At 41.8% G+C, this 17,819-nt stretch carries 12 protein-coding genes; 4 read left to right on the forward strand and 8 right to left on the reverse strand.

The window, feature by feature from the left end:
* Positions 1 to 641: 641 nt before the first annotated feature.
* Together N1I87_RS01850 and secA2 are read right to left on the reverse strand one after the other, a co-directional pair.
* Positions 642 to 1,544: an accessory Sec system S-layer assembly protein gene (locus N1I87_RS01850; RefSeq protein WP_341100407.1), complete on the reverse strand. Its 903-nt coding sequence runs from the start codon at positions 1,542 to 1,544 to the stop codon at positions 642 to 644.
* 6 nt (positions 1,545 to 1,550) lie between these two features.
* Complete coding sequence (secA2, locus tag N1I87_RS01855; protein ID WP_327804168.1) at positions 1,551 to 3,902, reverse strand: accessory Sec system translocase SecA2; 2,352 nt, start codon at positions 3,900 to 3,902, stop codon at positions 1,551 to 1,553.
* A gap of 326 nt (positions 3,903 to 4,228) precedes the next feature.
* On the opposite strand from secA2, the gene N1I87_RS01860 reads away from it, so the two are divergent.
* Positions 4,229 to 5,272, forward strand: coding sequence for a glycosyltransferase family 4 protein (locus N1I87_RS01860; protein WP_004439633.1), 1,044 nt, complete (start codon positions 4,229 to 4,231; stop codon positions 5,270 to 5,272).
* A gap of 454 nt (positions 5,273 to 5,726) precedes the next feature.
* Here N1I87_RS01860 and N1I87_RS01865 read toward each other — a convergent pair whose 3' ends face one another.
* From N1I87_RS01865 to N1I87_RS01875, 3 genes are all read right to left on the reverse strand, one after another.
* On the reverse strand, positions 5,727 to 6,704 hold the full coding sequence (locus N1I87_RS01865; RefSeq protein WP_341100408.1) for an LCP family protein: 978 nt from the start codon (positions 6,702 to 6,704) through the stop codon (positions 5,727 to 5,729).
* Positions 6,705 to 6,977: 273 nt separating this feature from the next.
* Positions 6,978 to 8,354, reverse strand: a complete 1,377-nt coding sequence (locus N1I87_RS01870; protein WP_341100409.1) for an ISLre2 family transposase — start codon at positions 8,352 to 8,354, stop codon at positions 6,978 to 6,980.
* Positions 8,355 to 8,838: 484 nt separating this feature from the next.
* Positions 8,839 to 9,477 (reverse strand): YigZ family protein, encoded by a 639-nt coding sequence (locus N1I87_RS01875; protein WP_341100411.1) that lies wholly within the window; start codon positions 9,475 to 9,477, stop codon positions 8,839 to 8,841.
* Between the two features lie 302 nt (positions 9,478 to 9,779).
* Between N1I87_RS01875 and N1I87_RS01880 the strand changes: the two genes are divergently transcribed.
* Complete coding sequence (locus N1I87_RS01880; protein WP_340396755.1) at positions 9,780 to 10,946, forward strand: sensor histidine kinase; 1,167 nt, start codon at positions 9,780 to 9,782, stop codon at positions 10,944 to 10,946.
* A 139-nt stretch (positions 10,947 to 11,085) separates the two neighbouring features.
* Positions 11,086 to 11,763 carry a response regulator gene (locus N1I87_RS01885; protein WP_004439660.1) on the forward strand — a complete coding sequence of 226 codons (678 nt, stop codon included), beginning with the start codon at positions 11,086 to 11,088 and terminating at the stop codon, positions 11,761 to 11,763.
* A 41-nt stretch (positions 11,764 to 11,804) separates the two neighbouring features.
* On the opposite strand, the gene treR is transcribed toward N1I87_RS01885, so the two are convergent.
* From treR to treP, 3 genes are all read right to left on the reverse strand, one after another.
* Entirely contained in the window at positions 11,805 to 12,527 is a 723-nt protein-coding gene (gene treR, locus N1I87_RS01890; protein ID WP_341100413.1) for a trehalose operon repressor, read from the reverse strand.
* 451 nt (positions 12,528 to 12,978) lie between these two features.
* On the reverse strand, positions 12,979 to 14,646 hold the full coding sequence (treC, locus tag N1I87_RS01895) for an alpha,alpha-phosphotrehalase (RefSeq protein ID WP_341103251.1): 1,668 nt from the start codon (positions 14,644 to 14,646) through the stop codon (positions 12,979 to 12,981).
* A 449-nt stretch (positions 14,647 to 15,095) separates the two neighbouring features.
* Complete coding sequence (treP, locus tag N1I87_RS01900) at positions 15,096 to 16,514, reverse strand: PTS system trehalose-specific EIIBC component (RefSeq protein ID WP_327798031.1); 1,419 nt, start codon at positions 16,512 to 16,514, stop codon at positions 15,096 to 15,098.
* A 391-nt stretch (positions 16,515 to 16,905) separates the two neighbouring features.
* Here treP and N1I87_RS01905 point away from each other — a divergent pair, with 391 nt between their 5' ends.
* Positions 16,906 to 17,754: a DegV family protein gene (locus tag N1I87_RS01905; RefSeq protein WP_341100414.1), complete on the forward strand. Its 849-nt coding sequence runs from the start codon at positions 16,906 to 16,908 to the stop codon at positions 17,752 to 17,754.
* Positions 17,755 to 17,819: the final 65 nt, after the last annotated feature.

The following is a 17,819-nucleotide window of genomic DNA, read 5'->3' on the forward strand; positions in this document are numbered from 1 at the left end:
AAACTTGAGATTATGGCTTAAAGCTGGGGGAGGAAAGAATCCCCTCTAATGGAAGTTTCACAGTATCCCGCATTAAGGGGCAGTAAATCCCTTTCTTAGGATTGGCGGGGAAGAAGAACCCTTGGGGACTAACTGCCCCTAAAGGCCCGATTGGTTCAACTAACCATCAGAAGGGGAAAAACCCCCTTCTGATGGAAGTTTCACTGTATCCCGCATTAAGGGGCAGTAAATCCCTTTCTTAGGATTGGCGGGGAAGAAGAACCCTTGGGGACTAACTGCCCCTAAAGGCCCGATTGGTTCAACTAACCATCAGAAGGGGAAAAACCCCCTTCTGATGGAAGTTTCACTGTATCCCGCATTAAGGGGCAGTAAATCCCTTTCTTAGGATTGGCGGGGAAGAAGAACCCTTGGGGACTAACTGCCCCTAAAGGCCCGATTGGTTCAACTAACCATCAGAAGGGGAAAAACCCCCTTCTGATGGAAGTTTCACTGTATCCCGCATTAAGGGGCAGTAAATCCCTTTCTTAGGATTGGCGGGGAAGAAGAACCCTTGGGGACTAACTGCCCCTAAAGGTCCGATTGGTTCAACTAACCATCAGAAGGGGAAAAACCCCCTTCTGATGGAAGTTTCACAATATCGGCTAGTCCTGTTTTTGGATTACATCAGCCTTCCAAGAAGACAAGTCAGGAGCAGATTTTTTTATATTATTTTTCGGGAAAATAAAGGTCCACGGTTTTGTTGTATTTGGCTTGATTTCCAATTGACCGATATTGAATTGCCCTTCAGCCGAGATGGCATCGTTCGCATCGATAATTCTCAGCGGAAGTTGTTGTATTTGAATCGCTTTTTCGTAGCCGTTTCGGATCAAGAGAGTCACGGCCAAATCTCCCGATTGCAGCATTTTGGCTTCTAATCCCATAAAATTGAGTTCATTTTTCTTTGGAGGCTCCAATTGGCTAACGAGCTGTTGGAGCTTTTTCTTTTCTTCGTCAGGCAAACTTTGTTCCCAAGAAGGTTCTAAATCGAGTTGATGTTGTTTTGTGCTTAAATCGAAGGCGAGTGTCCAGCCTTCTTTTTGCAGATGATCTTTCAACAAAGACTCTTTAGGGAAAACAAAAGTCCACGGTCGGCTGCTTTCGGCCGGGATTTCTCCTGCATCATGAAGGTTAAAGGTGTGTTTAGCCATAACTTCCCGATTTTCATCTAATAGAATAAGGGGAACTTCTTCCAATTGGATCGGCTTTTTTAATGAATTACGAATAAAGGCGGTCACTGAAAGCCCTTCGGATGTTTCTTCCCATTGAATGCCGGACAGAGAAAGTTGATTGGGCTTCAGTGTTGGCAGCTCATTATTTAAAAAACGAAATACATAGTATTGTTCTTTTGAAACATTCCATAACGGGTGGATGGAAAGTTCGGTTTTCACTTCTGAATCTTGATCTCCTTGTTGTGGAGAGTCGACTAATTCAGCGGAGTCGATGGTATTAGTCAAGCCTTCTAATTGGATATCTTCTTTCTTTTTTTTTCGAAATAATGGAAACATGATCAGCTACTCCTTTGTTTGCATCTCTTTTAAAAAAGCGGCGATTCTGACAGAGATCTCTTTTTCGATTTCATGGTACGTTTCTAAAAAGATTTCATATCCTTCTTTTTGGTAAAGCCTCATAGGATCTTCTTGTTGATACGATCTTAATCCGATTCCCTCTTTCAGACGCGTCATGCTTTCCATATGTTCGATCCAATGTCGGTCAATGACAGAAAGCATAATTTCTTTTATATAACTGGCCCATTCTGCAAAATTTAATTGTTCAATTCGTTTTTTGTAAGAAGCAACGGCAGGGAAGACGGCTTCTTCCACATCCTTCAGATCTTCCAATCCTTCCGGCAAGTTGACAGTCTCACCGGGAATGAACGATTGAATCGTCGAAAGCAATTGATTCAGACGCCAATTATCCGGTGTTTCTGTCTCCGGACAAAGTCGTTGTATTTGTTCTTTTACAGCCGAATCAATCATTTCAAAATATAGTTTCAACAGATCGCTTTCATCAATAATTTTATTTCTTAGTCCGTAAATGACATTTCGCTGCATGTTAATGACATCGTCCAGTTTTAAATTGTATTCACGCACAGAAAAGTTTGAGCCTTCCACTATTCGCTGAATTTTGTTGACAAACTCGTCCATTTTTTTATTTAGCACTAAGCCGGTAGAATCGGTTTCGATTTTTTTAGATAATTTTTCCATTTCTTTGGAGGCGAAGCGCTGGAACATGTCATCTTCTAATGAAATAAAAAACTGGGTGGAACCGGGATCACCTTGGCGGCCGGCGCGTCCTTTTAGCTGATTATCAATTCTTCTGCTTTCATGCCGCTCTGTTCCGATGACATGAAGGCCCCCAAGCTGGGCGACTCCCTCTTCCAAAATAATATCTGTCCCGCGTCCAGCCATATTGGTGGCGATCGTAATCTGTCCTCGTTGTCCGGCTTTGGCAATCAGCGCTGCCTCTTGATCGGCGCTTTTAGCGTTCAACAGTTCATAGTCTAAATGCTCTTGGTCTAAATACTTCGCCAGTTTTTCCGACTGAAGAATGGAAGTAGTCCCGATTAAAACCGGCTGCCCTTTTTCATGGCGCTTTTTTACTTCTTTCGCTACAGCGGTGTATTTATCGTGTATCGTTTTATAAATCCGGTCCGGCAAATCGATGCGTTGTTTTGGTTTGTTAGTGGGAATTTGAATGACTTCCATATTGTACACTCGAAGGAATTCTTGTTCTTCCGTTTTTGCCGTTCCGGTCATCCCCGATAAATACGGGTACATACGAAAATAGTTTTGGATGGTAATGGACGCTTGAGTTTTGTTTTCTTCTGTAATTTCCAGTCCTTCCTTAGCCTCGATAGCTTGATGAAGTCCGTCGCTCAGCGTTCTTCCTTCCATGATGCGGCCTGTAAAACTATCCACGAGAAAAATTTTGCCGTCTTTCACAATGTAATCTACGTCGCGTTTAAACATGACATGGGCACGTACGGCTTGGATGACATAATGGTACAGTATTTGATGTTCCAAGTCGTATAAATTATCGATACCGAAGGCATTTTCCACTTTCTCAATTCCTTGATCGGTTAAGCTGACCGCCTTTGTTTCCATATCGAAGGAATAATCCTCTTCGTTTTTGAATTTTTTTGCCAATTGAGCTGCAATATAATGCAATTCAGAACTTGCCCTTACTTTACCGGCGATAATGAGCGGTGTTTTTGCTTCGTCGATTAATATACTGTCCACTTCGTCGATAATGGCAAAATGATAAGGGCGTTGGACTCGATCTTCAGCCCGGGTAGCCATATTGTCACGCAGATAGTCAAAACCAAATTCTGTTCCGACGCCGTAAGTGATATCGGCAAGATAGGCCTGTTTTTTTTCGCTTTGCTCCATAAGCGGTAAATTTAATCCCACTGTTAATCCAAGGAATTCATGGATAGGGCCAATGATTTCGCGATCGCGCTTTGCTAAATATTCATTGACGGTAATGACATGGACACCTTTTCCTTCCAAAGCTCGTAAATAGCTGGGAAGGGAGGCTACCAATGTTTTTCCTTCACCGGTAGCCATTTCAGCAATATTGCCTTCGGTCAATACAAGGCCGCCGATCAACTGGACATCGTAATGGCGCATGCCAAGAATCCTTTTGGCTGCTTCTCTGACTGTCGCAAAGGCTTCGACTTTAATATCATCAATCGTTTTTCCGTTTTGCAGCTGTTGTTTAAACCAAATGGTTTTTTGCTGTAATTCTTGGTCTGAAAGTTTTTCAAACTCTGGTTCTATCTCATTGATTTTCTCAACTAATTTATAATATTTTTTCAATCTTCTTTCGTTAGCATCGACCATATTTTTGATAAGTGAGATCATATTAGGTACGCTCCTTGAAGAAAAATCCTAATCTTCTATTATATTTATATCTTACCAGAACCAATGCTTTTTTACTATAAACAGTACAAGATGTAAAATAAAGGTCGAGAATAAAAGAAAAATAGCATGAAATGAATTTTTAAAGAATTTGATATAGATATTATGACCAATCCGTTTTATAATATTGAAATTGAAGTGGTGGAAATTCTTTGCAGAAGAAATTTTCCAAATGAGAGATAGAATACCGATTTTTTTGAATGCAATAACAAATTTTGCAATGAACTTTAGTTGCTTTTTTGGGCATGCTAAGAAAGAGGAGGTACGGCATGGTTTACCTTACCTTTGTACTATGTTTTATCGCTTCGCTTCTGCTGACTCCTTTGGCGAAGAAGCTGGCGATCGCTATCGGAGCTGTTGACAAGCCTAATTACAGAAAAGTGCATCAGAAAATAATGCCCCGTATGGGTGGTTTGGCGATTTTTTTAAGTTTTCTTATTGGACTTTTGGTTTTACGTCCGCAAGATCCTTATAACTGGCCGATTATAATTGGCAGCTTTATTATTGTCCTTACAGGATTACTGGATGACAAGTTTGAGCTTTCGCCAAAACTTAAACTAGCTGGTCAGCTGCTGGCAGCCATTGTCGTGGTCGTGATCGGCGGGGTGCATGTGGAATTTATTAATTTGCCTTTCGGAGGCCAATTGGAATTTGGATTGTTAAGCGTTCCGCTAACCATTTTATGGATCGTCGGTGTGACCAATGCCATTAATTTAATCGACGGATTAGATGGACTGGCTGCCGGGGTTTCTTCGATCGCTTTAATTACCATTAGCTTTATGGCTTTTCTTAAAGGCGACGCATATGTCATGAGTATTGCACTCATTTTGCTTGGCAGTACATTAGGTTTTCTGATTTACAATTTTCATCCTGCCAAGATTTTTATGGGAGATACAGGAGCTCTCTTTTTAGGATATATGATGTCAGTTGTGTCGCTGCTTGGATTTAAGAATGTAACAGTTCTTTCATTTGTCATCCCTGTTATTATTCTCGGGGTGCCAATTTCCGATACGTTTTTTGCGATTATTCGCCGTTTTATCCATAAGAAGCCACTCTCAGCGCCTGATAAATCTCATTTGCATCATTGTTTGTTGCGAATGGGATACACCCACAAACAAACGGTGCTGATCATCTATGCCATTTCAGCCATGTTTGGACTGGCAGCCATTATTTTTTCAATGGCTACCATATGGGGGGCTCTTCTGTTTGGCGCTATTTTGATTATAGGAATTGAACTTTTCGTCGAAAGTGTTGGCTTAGTCGGATCCGATTACCAGCCGTTGTTGAGATTAGTCATGAGAAAAAGCAGATAATCCAATTACGCTTAGACGTGGAAAAAGAAAAGGGTGTCCTGAAAGCAAGCTTTTGGGGCACCTTTTTTTATCAATAAATGGGTTAGAAATACTCTTGATATCGGTGTAATCAAGTAGCTTGGCTTTGGCTTTGCGAAGTATAAATAGCGCGGCAGAGCGTGAGCGTGGTCGCGGTGAATTTTACCGATATCATACGTTGTTTTTGTACGATTTTGTATGAGATGCATAAAACGAGTCGTAAGCTGATCTTCCCATAAAGGGGATTGATCAACCTTAGGAAAAAGGAGAAGGAACGGTGGCTGCTTTTTTTATAAAGGAAATTCCGTTGTTCTTTCTAACGGTCATTGGCAATGTTCAGTTAATGACTGGAAATGGGATTGGAAAATTGAAAAGGAAAAGCAGATAAAAAACTGTCGCAAAAAGGCTCCATTGAGGGCCTTCACGACAGTCTTTTTTAGTTAATACCTAATTGACGTTTTAAAATTCGTTTTGTCACTTCCAGTTCAACATCATCTAGCTTATAAATATAAGCACCGTTATTCGGATCATGACCGTCCGTTCCCTTTAAGGTTAAATGGTCTATTTTTAAGTCGCCGGATGTACCGAAGCTAACGAGCGACTTCATCTGAGAGAACGAAAGGTTTGTTTTCATATTTTGTCCGACTGCTTCAATTACGTCCGGATACTTAGTGACTGCATTGACGGATTTGGCTTTTTTGACAATCGCCTCTAAAATCATCTGCTGACGTTCGCCGCGCATAACATCGTTGTCATGTTTTCTTGTTCGGGCCAACGCCAAGGCTTCTTCTCCGCTGAGATTATGAACTCCGGGCGTTAAATGGACGGGTTCTGAGTCGGTTGAATTTTTTTCAGTGAATTCATACGGTACTTTTACTTTCACTCCGCCTAGAGCATTTACCACATCCACAAAACCTTTGAAATTCATTTTGACATAAAAGTCTACCGGAACATCAAGCAAGTGTTCTACTGTATCGATAGTTGCCTGAGTTCCTCCATAGGCATGAGCATGGGTAATTTTTTGCTTTTCTCCAATAATGGGAATATACACATAAGAATCACGAGGGATGCTTAACAGTTTTACACTATGATTCTTTCTATTTAGTGTTGCGAGAATCAGAGCATCTGATCTTGTCTTTTGTTTGAAATCGGGACTTCTGTCATCCACTCCTATAAATAAAATGCTGATATTGTCCTTGCTAGGATCCACAGCTTTATCTCTCAAATCAGATTTTTCAACAGCTGGGTCATAAGAATCGGTAAAAACCGTTTCTGCTTTTTTATATAAATAGGCTCCATAACCTGCTGCTGTAGATGCCACTAGAATGAAGGGGAGTAGTAGAAAGAACATGATTCTTCTTCGTCGTTTTCTCCGTTTTCTCCGTTCTCTGATCTGCTGTCTCTGTTCAGCCATACCATTGCTCCTTTTGCGAATAATGAAATAAAGCGAAATCAACAAATTTTTTCAAATTTCAACAAGTCTTCTAAACTCCATTTTACTATGAAGAAGCATTGTTCGTAAAGATTTTATGGAAATCGGAGTCAGTCAAGACTTTGTGGGAACTTTTTTGGTTCGCTAAAAAACAGGTGTAAGTCATAGGTTAGCGAACCATTTTTTTAAATATCATCCGTAAGCGCTTTCGGACTCTCATCCCTTGCCATGACAGACCGATATGTATACCTTTTTTTACCATCCCTTGAGTTCAGACAGGGCATGATAGATCGGTGTCCCGGACGATTGCTGTAAATATGGCACGTTATTCCGCGTGATCTCCGGCCAAAGACGGCGGACGCGTTGTTTCGCCTTGTTCACGATCGTCTGTTTGGTGGATGCCGTCGACACCGTTTCCTCCGCCGGATGCGACGATTCTTCTCCTAAACGATGTCCGAAAAGACGAATCCCATCCATCCGGGCAATCATTGCCTTGAAAAACGCCCTAAGTCCCTTGTCTGTCCAACTGCGGCGGTATTTCACCCGATACGCCAACTGGCTCATCACGCTTTCAGCCCTCCCCATCGGATACATGCCCGTTGTGTCCACTCCTTGCTCCTTCAGCCATTCCCGGTAATCACGGATGCATCCCGGCATCGATTCGATCCGGTGGATCAAGGCAGCCAGCTGTTGTTCTTTCGCTTCGTCCCCCAGCGTGCCGAGGGCGCTGTTCAGTTCCACAAGCAGCTTCTCTTCATCCTGCTTCGCCAGCTTTTGCCGAATCGCCTGCCACCGTGGATGGCCCGAGAGGCATTGGCGCAACTCACGCGCCACGTGGAATCGATCCAATTGGAAGCAGACCCGTCCTTTGAAATACTCCCGGCACGCGGTAATCCATGGAGCGCCGTCCCCGTTGATGACAAGAAGATCCCGACACGGATCATAGGCATATTCGTTCATCAAAAATTCCTCGAAGCCTTCCCACACCTCCCCCTTGCCCTCATGGACGTAATGGCGCTGATTGACAAATTCGATCCGTGAGCCGTTGCGCTTCCACCCTTCGTGAACGGTTAGGATCTTGTCTTCCTTGGCCCGTTTTCCCTTCCCTTGGCGAGAAACAAACAGTCCATCGGCCTCCACAAACAGCACCCGTCCATATCGCTGGTTGACCGGGCAGTGCAGCGGAGCTTCAGCTTCGAGCACCAACTGGCGGATCGCCTCATGGCTCATCACCGGATACCCGACCATCTGGGCAAGCGTACGAGCCGCTTTGCGATAAGAAGAGCACTCCACCGCCAATCCCACCGCTGTTTCTTCTAGACAAGGGCTGATTGACTGCGATCCATCAAACGCTAAAAAGGAATCAAGCAAAAACGTGTAACGGTTTTGTTCCCGGTCTAAATAGTAGTTCCGCTCAAAGGTAACTTCGCCAAACAGGGTTTGAATCGTGATGCGTCGTTTGTCTTTCAAGTGGTACCGGCGCTTGTCCCGGGTTTCCGCCAATTGTCGGTCGATGTCCTCCAACAAAGCCGTAAACAGTTCGGCGAAGGCGTTTTGCAAGGCTCGAAACAAATCAAGTTCGATCTCTTTCCATGACAACGAATTTGTGGTAAGATGTTGTTGAATATTCATGGGACTCTCTCCTCCTGTTTGATGGTTTGGCAATGATCATCTTACCAGGGAGAGAGTCCTTTTTTCATGTTTCCTGCTTGGGATCCTACCGCGCTTCGCTTGGTGGCCCCGATGAGGGGGATTGCGAACCTACGTTCCCAACCCCCTCATCGGGGAATTCTAAGAATTTCTCCCACAAACATTTTACTCACACTGGAAATCGCTTAATAGACTTTGTTTATTTTCAAAAATTCTGCAGAAAAAATAGGTCTCCTTTTTGAAGGAAACCTCTCCATACAGATCGGAAAAACAAGCGGCATGGTCGGAAGCTCATAAATAAGATTAAATGAAATAGGACTTTTACCGGTGTTAAAAAAGGAAACAGGGATTTTCTTTGATGAAGATTTTGACGTACAGACCGGGCACCTGGAAGTTCATGATTGGCATGTTTAAGCTGAGTTTCCGGAGAAAGTTTTTAAACTGAATGTAAAGAGCTTCAGCTTTGTTACAGTTCGATATCCTTTTCTAAATAAAGCATATCGCCTTCCGTAATGGCTGCCTGTCCATTCGTCAACTCAGTCATCCACTTTTTGAACGTTTCTTTATCTCCTTCTTCGACAAATGTTTCAATGGTGACTCGGTCCAAGTAATGAATATCTTTTATATCATAAACTGAAGACCTTAACTCATTTTCTACTTTTCCGAGAAGATGGTAATCCAATGTAGTATGCATGACCCTCGTCAATCTTCGTTCGACAATACCGGTATGGTTAAGCCCCTCGGAGACCGATTTGCTGTAGGCGCGAATTAATCCACCGGCCCCTAGCTTGATTCCTCCGAAGTATCTGGTAACCACTACGACTGTATCTTTTAAATTTCGTTTTTTAAGCACTTCCAGCATCGGAACACCTGCGGTACCACTCGGCTCACCGTCATCATTTGCTTTTTGAATCTGATCATGCTCGCCGATCATGTAGCAAGAGCAATTGTGAGTGGCGTTCCAATGCTTTTTTTTGATTTCCGCGATAAAATTTATTGCCTCTTCTTCTGTTTCCGCTCGATTGACGTGGGCGATAAACCGTGACTTTTGTATAACAATTTCGTGTTCTCCATATCCTTTTACTGTATAGTAATTAGGAAGCAAAGCTCTCACTCCATCATGTTTCATTTTCAAAATAAACGGGTATAGACATCCTTATGATATAGAAAAATCTTCTTTGTGCAAACGAAAAGCCTCTGAAATATAAATATAGAAAAAAATATTTAATCTATTGGTAACCAAACTTTAATCCTATGCAAAATATGACATGATATAATGGAATTGTCTGTAAAAGTGATTGTATTTTTACCAGGAGATTTTGCTTACTTTTATTCAGCAGTTCAAAGGTTGCAGATGAACAAATATCATTTGTTTTAAAATCAGTAACCACGAGGAAGGTCTTCTCTATGTCATTAAGAGGTATCAAAACGGAAAAGCTAGATGAGATATTAGATAAAATGATTTCTACAGTCAATCAAAGTAAAGATGAAATCTTTGAAATCGGCGAACGATGCCGGCAAGATTTAGAATCGGGATTGATGGAACTAAAAGCGATCAAAGATGAAGTAAAGCAAGCTCTTCAACAAGAAGAAGAACTTGATTATCAAACTAAACAAGCGAGAAGAAGGCTTTCGGAAGTAAGCAAATTTTTTCATACATATTCTGAAAAAGATATCCGAAAAGCTTATCAGTATGCCCATGATTTACAGACGAAATTAATCCTGACGAAACAAAAGGCAAAACAGCTGATGGAGCGTCGCGATGATTTGGAACGGCGTCTTAAAAATTTGAAAAATACGATTGAGAGAGCGGACAATCTTGTGGCTCAAATATCAGTTGTTTTGAAATATCTGACCAGCGACATGAAGCAAATTGGCCAAGCGCTTGAAGATGCGAAGTTGAAGCAGGAGTTTGGCCTTAGGATATTAGAGGCTCAAGAGGAAGAAAAAAAGCGGCTTTCACGCGAAATCCATGATGGTCCGGCCCAGATGATGGCCAATGTCTTGATGCGCTCGGATTTGATCGAGAAAGTGTACAAAGAAAGAGGAGTGGAAGAAGCTCTTGTAGAAATCCGCAACTTAAAGAACATGGTTCGCAGTGCGCTATATGAAGTCCGACGCATTATATACGATTTGCGGCCAATGGCGCTTGATGATCTGGGCCTGGTCCCGGCTCTGAATAAATTTTTAAGCACTCTTGAGGAGTATAATCGATCCATTCAAAGAAATACGACTATTCGCTTTCGAAACATTGGGCTGGAAGTACGGCTCCCTTCAAAGTTGGAAATTGCTCTTTTTCGCCTGATTCAAGAATCCGTTCAAAATGCGTTAAAGCATTCAAATGCCAGCGAAATTGTTGTGAAACTGGAAATTGGGAAAGAGAAGGTATTGGCGGTCATTAAAGACAATGGCCAAGGGTTTGACATTCATAAACGCAAATCAAATTCGTTTGGGATTCTTGGCATGAAAGAGAGAATGGAACTTTTGGAAGGTGAGTTGAACATTGATTCGAAACCAGGAAAGGGGACCGTTGTAAGGTTAAGCGTCCCGATTCATGTTCATGGAAAGGATTAAGCTATACTTTAAGTAAAACATTTGAGAAGAATTTATAAAAATAAATGATGAAAAGGTAATATGAACAAGGAAATAATTGGTCCAAATAGAAATTATATTAAGAAGCAGAAAGTGCTGACATAATAAGGGAGGAGAAACAATGGCAACGAAGATTGTCATAATCGATGACCATCAATTATTCCGTGAAGGAGTAAAACGAATATTAGAGTTTGAAAAATCTTTTAAGATCGTTGCTGAAGGAGACGACGGATCAGATGTGCTTGAGCTTGTCGAAAGACACAGACCCGATGTGGTCTTAATGGATATTAATATGCCTGGCGTAAACGGTGTAGAGGCAACGAAACAATTGGTGGATGCCTATCCGAAAACGAAAGTGATCATTTTATCCATTCATGATGATGAAAATTATGTGGCGCACGCTTTAACATCAGGAGCGCGCGGCTATCTTTTGAAAGAAATGGATGCGGATGCTCTGATTGAAGCCGTCAAAGTCGTGGCAGAGGGTGGATCGTACTTGCATCCAAAAGTTACTCATAATTTGATCGCCGACTATCGTCGACTCACTTCCAGCGATCGAAAAAAAGGCTTTCAGCAAGGCGAAGTGCGGCGCCCCTATCATTTATTAACGAAACGCGAATGTGAAGTTCTCCAGCTGCTGGCGGACGGAAAAAGCAACAGGGCAATAGGCGAAGCGCTGTATATCAGCGAAAAAACAGTAAAAAACCATGTAAGTAATATTTTGCAAAAAATGAATGTGAACGACCGCACACAAGCAGTCGTAACCGCCATTAAAAGAGGTTGGGTAGAAGTACGCTAGGGGGGTCTGACCCCTTTAGCATTTTAAAGCGGTGCAATGATTCATCCATGCTTGTTTCGGCGGGCGAAATCGACGAAACGAAATTTGTCTAATCGGTGACGCGATTCGGTATATTGGAAGAGAGTCGCATCTTCCAAATAGACATAGTTTTTCACCACCACAATGTGATTGTAATCTTTTATATCCAAAAAGCGGATATCTTCCTCTGTGCACGGCTCTACCACAATTTCTTTTTTGGCAAAACTAATGGCCAACCCCAATTCATTTTCTAAATATTCGTATATGGAGTGTTCACAAATTTCTTTCGTAAGCAGCGGGACATATTGTTTGATGAAAAAGTCGCGATCCAATATCACCCGTTCGCCTTTAATTTCACGAGCTCGAATGACTTTCCATACTTCTGTTTTTTCGGAAACATTCAATTGTCTTGAAAGCCATGGATCTGGATGAATAAGTCCGAGATCGTACACAATCGTTCGGGAGTTCCCCCAAAGAGAATCTTGAAGTTCTTTGAAGCTCACTAGGCCGGAAATCGGGAAGCTCATTTTTGGTGTATCCAACACAATGGATCCTTTGCCGCGGATTTTTTGGATTAATCCGTTCTGTGCCAACAAATTGAGGGCTTTTCGAATGGTTTCTCTCGAAGTGTCGTACAATTCGCAAAGTTCGTTTTCCGATGGCAACGTTTCCATTGGTTTATAAACCCCGTTTTGAATTTTATCTTCCAATTCTTGATAAATTTGCCTATATTTATTATATCTCATAGTATCACCTGATGATCATTGTACCATATCAGGACCAGTGTGATCATCCTCTGAAAAGGATGGAACAACCAAAAAACGCCCACGGATCAAAGCGGAACTTTTAAAAAGAAAAATAAAATGGAGTTCAAAAAAGCTTTTCATCATTTAGCGAATGAAGAAAAGGAAAAAGCGATTCGTTTGGCCATTCTATTCTGCCAATCTTCCAAAAGGCGGAAAGACATCTTTGCAGTTACAATATTTCATCGAAATACATGCATGCAATCGAGTAAGAATTGACAGCCCTTTCTTTTTTTATCATAAAAGATCTAAGCTCTCTGTTCCTTTTGGATCCAAGAGGTTTTCTATTTTACAAGAAGAAGAATCAGCGGCTGTCTTGCATCAGTTTGAGCATGGTGTTGTGAATGAAATGCTGCCGGAAAGCTCCGGCAGCAAATGGAAGAAACACGATGTTTTAGCGGATATAGTATACGACAGACTCGTACGGACGCAGGACGAGCCGGCGGAAATGCTCCGGTGTGTCTTTATAGTTAGAAATCAGTACTTTACCGGAGTCTTCCTCCAGAAATTCCGGTTTTTCAAATGTCGTTTCCTCTGCAAAAAAGTTGTTCACCACAAGCAGCTTCTCTCCACTTTTTCTTGTCCGCAGATAAGCGAAAATTTGAGGGTGATCTTTTAAGATCAGCCGGTAATCCCCTTCTGTTACGATATCATATTCTTTTCGAAGCTTAATTAATTTTTGATAGTGATAGAAAATAGAATCGGGGTCTTTAAGCGCCTTTTCTACATTAATTTCTTTATAGTTTTTAGCCAGTCCGATCCAAGGAGTTCCGGTTGTAAACCCGGCGTTTTCCTTATCGTTCCATTGAACAGGCGTCCGGGAGTTATCACGTGACTTTTGCATGAGAATGTCCATTACTTCGGCTTCGCTTTTTCCTTGTTCAAGCAAAATTTTGTGCATATTCAGCGATTCCACATCCCGATATTCTTCAATAGAGGAGAAATAAGGATTGGTCATCCCGATTTCTTCTCCTTGATAAATATAAGGAGTTCCTTGCATCATATGGATCGTGGTAGCAAGCATTTTGGCCGATTCCACCCGATAGCGTCCGTCGTCTCCATAGCGGGAGACAATTCTGGGCTGGTCGTGATTGCACCAAAAGAGAGCATTCCATCCTCCGCCTTCCTGCATTTTCGTTTGCCAGGTAGACAGAATCGATTTTAATTGTGGAAAATCAAACTCTGCTTTTGTCCACTTTTCGCCGTTTGGATAATCCACTTTCAAATGATGAAAATTGAACGTCATATTTAATTCCCGGCGATCTGGACGTGTATAAAGAATGCAATTTTCTATCGTGGTGGAGGACATTTCACCCACTGTCATGATGTCGTATTGGGAAAACACTTCACGGTTCATTTCTTGCAAATATTCATGAATGCGAGGTCCGTCGGTATAAAATTTTCGACCGTCTCCTTCTGGATCGTCCGGAAAGCGCCGGTCTTTGGAAATCAAGTTAATGACATCGAGACGGAAGCCATCGACTCCTTTTTGGAGCCAAAAATGCATCATTTTGTACAGTTTTTTGCGCAATGTTTCGTTTTCCCAGTTTAAGTCCGCTTGTGTCACGTCAAATAGATGCAAATAATATTGACCTGTCTCATCGTCATATTGCCAAGCGGATCCTCCGAATTTAGACTCCCAATTGGTAGGGGGCTCTCCAGTTTCTTTTCCGTCTTTCCAAATATAAAAATCACGGTACGGACTTTCTTTCGATTTTCGAGCTTCAATAAACCATGAATGTTTTGTAGAAGTATGGTTTACAACTATATCCATGATCACCTTAATGCCCCGTTTATGGGCTTCATTTAAAAGCTCGTCAAAGTCATCCATCGTTCCGTACGTTTCATCGATGGAATAATAATCGCTTATGTCATAGCCATTATCCCTTTGGGGGGATTGATAAATAGGCGTAATCCAAATACAGTCGATCCCCAGAGTTTTTAAATAGTCGAGTTTGGTCGTGATTCCTTTAATATCGCCAATTCCGTCACCGGAAGCGTCATAAAAGCTTTTTGGATAAATTTGATATACTACGGCTTTTTTCCACCATGGCTGTTTCATCTTCGTTGCACAGGAAACATTTTTCGAAAATAGACGCAGGATACGGTCCGCATCTGTCAAAATTGCTTCCTGTGTTTCCTCCTTTCTTGGTGTAATGGAATTGATAATAATCAGCATGATTAAGAATGCTCTTAAGCTAGTAACCATTTTGCTGCATCAAGTGAAAAAATCCATGCAGCAAAATATTAGCTAAAACAGGCATCTATACCATTGAGTTCATTGCAGTAAGATTATCCATATCTCCCAAAAATCAAGTGAAGGGAGAGGGGGAGCGTGGCAGCCGAAATTGAATGCCTGTTGAAGCAGAGCGGCCCCTTATGATGTTCGCTTATGCTGTCACCATAAGGGAAGTTGCTGAAGACATATTTCCATTTGATTAACTAGTCCATTTTCAGTGCTGAAAACAGAGAGGGGTCAAGGCTAAAAGCTTCTGACCCCTAATGTTTCCATTAAATTTCTTCTTTAGAAAATTTACTGAAAATGACGGTGAGAATAAATGGAACTACAAGCACGATTCCGATTCCAAGGAAAAATGTCCCCCAATATTCATGTTTAATGGAAAGGAACCCCGGTAAACCGCCAACTCCGACGGAAAAAGCATTCACTTTGCCGATGGAGAGAATCATACCCGCAATAGCTGATCCAATCAAGGCGCTAATAAATGGATAGCGATACCGCAAGTTCACACCAAACATCGCTGGTTCAGTAATTCCTAAATAAGCGGATAGCGCTGCGGTTCCGGAAAGACCGCGCAGTTTTTGGCTTTTCTTAGCCAGAAACATCATCGCCAACGCAGCTGATCCTTGGGAAATATTGGAAAGGGCGAGGATTGGCCAGAGGAAAGTTCCTCCGGTAGTTCCGATCAACTGCAAGTCAACGGCTAAGAAGGTGTGATGCATTCCCGTTATGACTAGCACTGCGTATAATCCTCCGTAAATCAGTCCGCCTAGCCATGCAAAGTGGTCAAAGATCCATACAATCCCTGACGTAATTTCATTACCAAGCCAGAAGGTGGTTGGACCGATGATGATAAATGAGGCGAACCCGGTAATCAGCAAAGCGACCGGTGCCACAACCAGCAACTTTATGGAATCATGAACACGCTTGTTTAAAAATACTTCGATTTTTGCCAGTAAGTAGGAAGCAAATAAAATCGGCAATACTTGTCCTTGATAACCGACTTGCTGAACTTTCAATCCGAATAAATCCCAATACTTGATGGCTCCTTTAGCTTTCGCTTCAGCATAGCCCCAGGCATTAAGCAAATCCGGGTGAACAAGCATTAAACCTAGTACGATCCCGAGCAAAGGGCTGCCTCCAAACCGCTTTACGGCTGACCAACCGATTAATGCAGGCAAGAATGTAAATGCCGTATTGGCAATCAGGTTAATCATGCTGGCGATATCGGCCCAATTTTGGTGAACCTCTATAAAGGATTTCCCTTTGTAAAAAATATCTTGTCCTGTTAAAATATTGTTAATCCCCATCAAGAGACCGGCCGTAACGATCGCTGGAAGGATCGGTATAAAAATATCCGCCAATACTTTAATCGCACGTTGAAGCGGATTCATTTTTTGGGCTGCCGCATTTTTTACCTCTTCTTTAGTGGCAGTTCCGATGCCGGTTTCTTGAACGAATACATCGAATACTTTATCTACAATTCCTTGACCAATTACCACTTGAAATTGGCCGTTTGCCGAAAATGAACCTTTTACAAGATCAATATTTTCCAACTTTTTTTTGTCGACTTTCTCTTCATCATTTAAAACGAGACGAAGACGAGTAACGCAGTGAGTGGCAGTGTTGATATTTTCTTTGCCGCCGACCGCTTCGATGATTTGCCGGACCGAGTCGCGATATTCACTCATTTCTTTCCCCTCCGTAATCGCTTACAATAGTGGTCAAAATAATAAATTGAAAGAAAGAAAACTGAAAATCTTATGAAATGATTGCTTCACCGGGTGAAGAATTTTAATTTGTATATACAAGATTTACTTTTATTGTATTCATGTATATACAAGGTGTCAAGAAAAAATATAAAACGTTTTCATGAACGTTTATTGAAAAAAAGATGAAAACTTTTGGCTTTCTGGTAAAATAAAAACCATATTTTACAGTAGTAGAGGGAATGAGTAGGTCAACTGCGGTTCAACTGATAAAACGACAGTCGGAAACGATGGTTTCTAAAAGTAATTTGTCTGATGACATCACAGGATGAAGTTCGTCCGTTCAGCACACAAACTAATAGGAGGTGTTCGAATGAAAATTGCGATTATAACAGATAGTACATCGTATATTCCGGAAACGCTGCGAAAAGAATGGAACATTTATATGATTCCTTTAAATGTGGTGATCGGCGGAGAGTCTTTTAAAGAAGAAATGGACATCACGGCGGAACAGTTTTATGAAGAAGTCCAGAATGAACAGAAGCTTCCCACAACTTCTCAGCCCTCCATCGGTCAGTTTGTAGAGTTGTTTGAAGGTTTATCAAAAGAGTATGATGCGGCTATTTGCATCCTTCTTTCCAGCGGGATAAGCGGTACTTATCAAACTTCAGTTGCTGCGGGTAAAATGATCGACGGACTCGAAGTTTTTTCTTATGATTCCGAAATCAGCTGTGCTGCTCAAGGATTTTATGTAATGGCTGCCAGCCGAATGGCAAGGGAAGGAATGGAGCCCCAAAACATACTGAAGAAGCTCGATGAATTGAAAGCTACTCTCCGCGCTTATTTTATGGTCGACGACCTTGACCATTTAAAACGAGGCGGGAGATTGTCGGGTGCTCAAGCGTTTGTGGGAAATTTGCTGCAAGTAAAACCTCTTCTCCACTTTGAAAACAAAGTGATTGTTCCTTTTGAAAAAATCCGTACGAAAAAAAGAGCTTTAAAACGGATCGAACAATTATTTTCCGAAGACTATCAGAAAGGAATTCCGCTTCAAGCTGCTATAATCCATGCCAATCGCCCTCAGGAAGCTTCTGACTGGATGGAAGAATTAAAGAATCAATATCCTGAAACAGAATTCCAGATCAGTTATTTCGGTCCTGTCATCGGCACGCATCTTGGCGAAGGGGCTTTAGGAATGACTTGGGCGAAAAAACTATTCTAGCAAAGCACCATTTTCTATTCGGCCAAAATTGACGGGGGCTGCTGTCTATCTTAGCCCCTTAAGCC

It is taken from the genome of Bacillus sp. FSL W8-0102, assembly GCF_038007225.1.
Classification (GTDB): Bacteria; Bacillota; Bacilli; order Bacillales; family DSM-4216; genus Bacillus_O; species Bacillus_O smithii.

Excerpts from the sequence above, each read along its gene's own strand:
- N1I87_RS01865 (WP_341100408.1), bottom strand. The coding sequence starts at position 6,704 with ATGGCTGAACAGAGACAGCAGATCAGAGAACGGAGAAAACGGAGAAAA.
- treR (WP_341100413.1), bottom strand. The coding sequence starts at position 12,527 with ATGAGATATAATAAATATAGGCAAATTTATCAAGAATTGGAAGATAAA.
- secA2 (WP_327804168.1), bottom strand. The coding sequence starts at position 3,902 with ATGATCTCACTTATCAAAAATATGGTCGATGCTAACGAAAGAAGATTG.
- N1I87_RS01885 (WP_004439660.1), top strand. The coding sequence starts at position 11,086 with ATGGCAACGAAGATTGTCATAATCGATGACCATCAATTATTCCGTGAA.
- treC (WP_341103251.1), bottom strand. The coding sequence starts at position 14,646 with ATGAAACAGCCATGGTGGAAAAAAGCCGTAGTATATCAAATTTATCCA.
- treP (WP_327798031.1), bottom strand. The coding sequence starts at position 16,514 with ATGAGTGAATATCGCGACTCGGTCCGGCAAATCATCGAAGCGGTCGGC.
- N1I87_RS01870 (WP_341100409.1), bottom strand. The coding sequence starts at position 8,354 with ATGAATATTCAACAACATCTTACCACAAATTCGTTGTCATGGAAAGAG.
- N1I87_RS01880 (WP_340396755.1), top strand. The coding sequence starts at position 9,780 with ATGTCATTAAGAGGTATCAAAACGGAAAAGCTAGATGAGATATTAGAT.
- N1I87_RS01850 (WP_341100407.1), bottom strand. The coding sequence starts at position 1,544 with ATGTTTCCATTATTTCGAAAAAAAAAGAAAGAAGATATCCAATTAGAA.
- N1I87_RS01860 (WP_004439633.1), top strand. The coding sequence starts at position 4,229 with ATGGTTTACCTTACCTTTGTACTATGTTTTATCGCTTCGCTTCTGCTG.
- N1I87_RS01905 (WP_341100414.1), top strand. The coding sequence starts at position 16,906 with ATGAAAATTGCGATTATAACAGATAGTACATCGTATATTCCGGAAACG.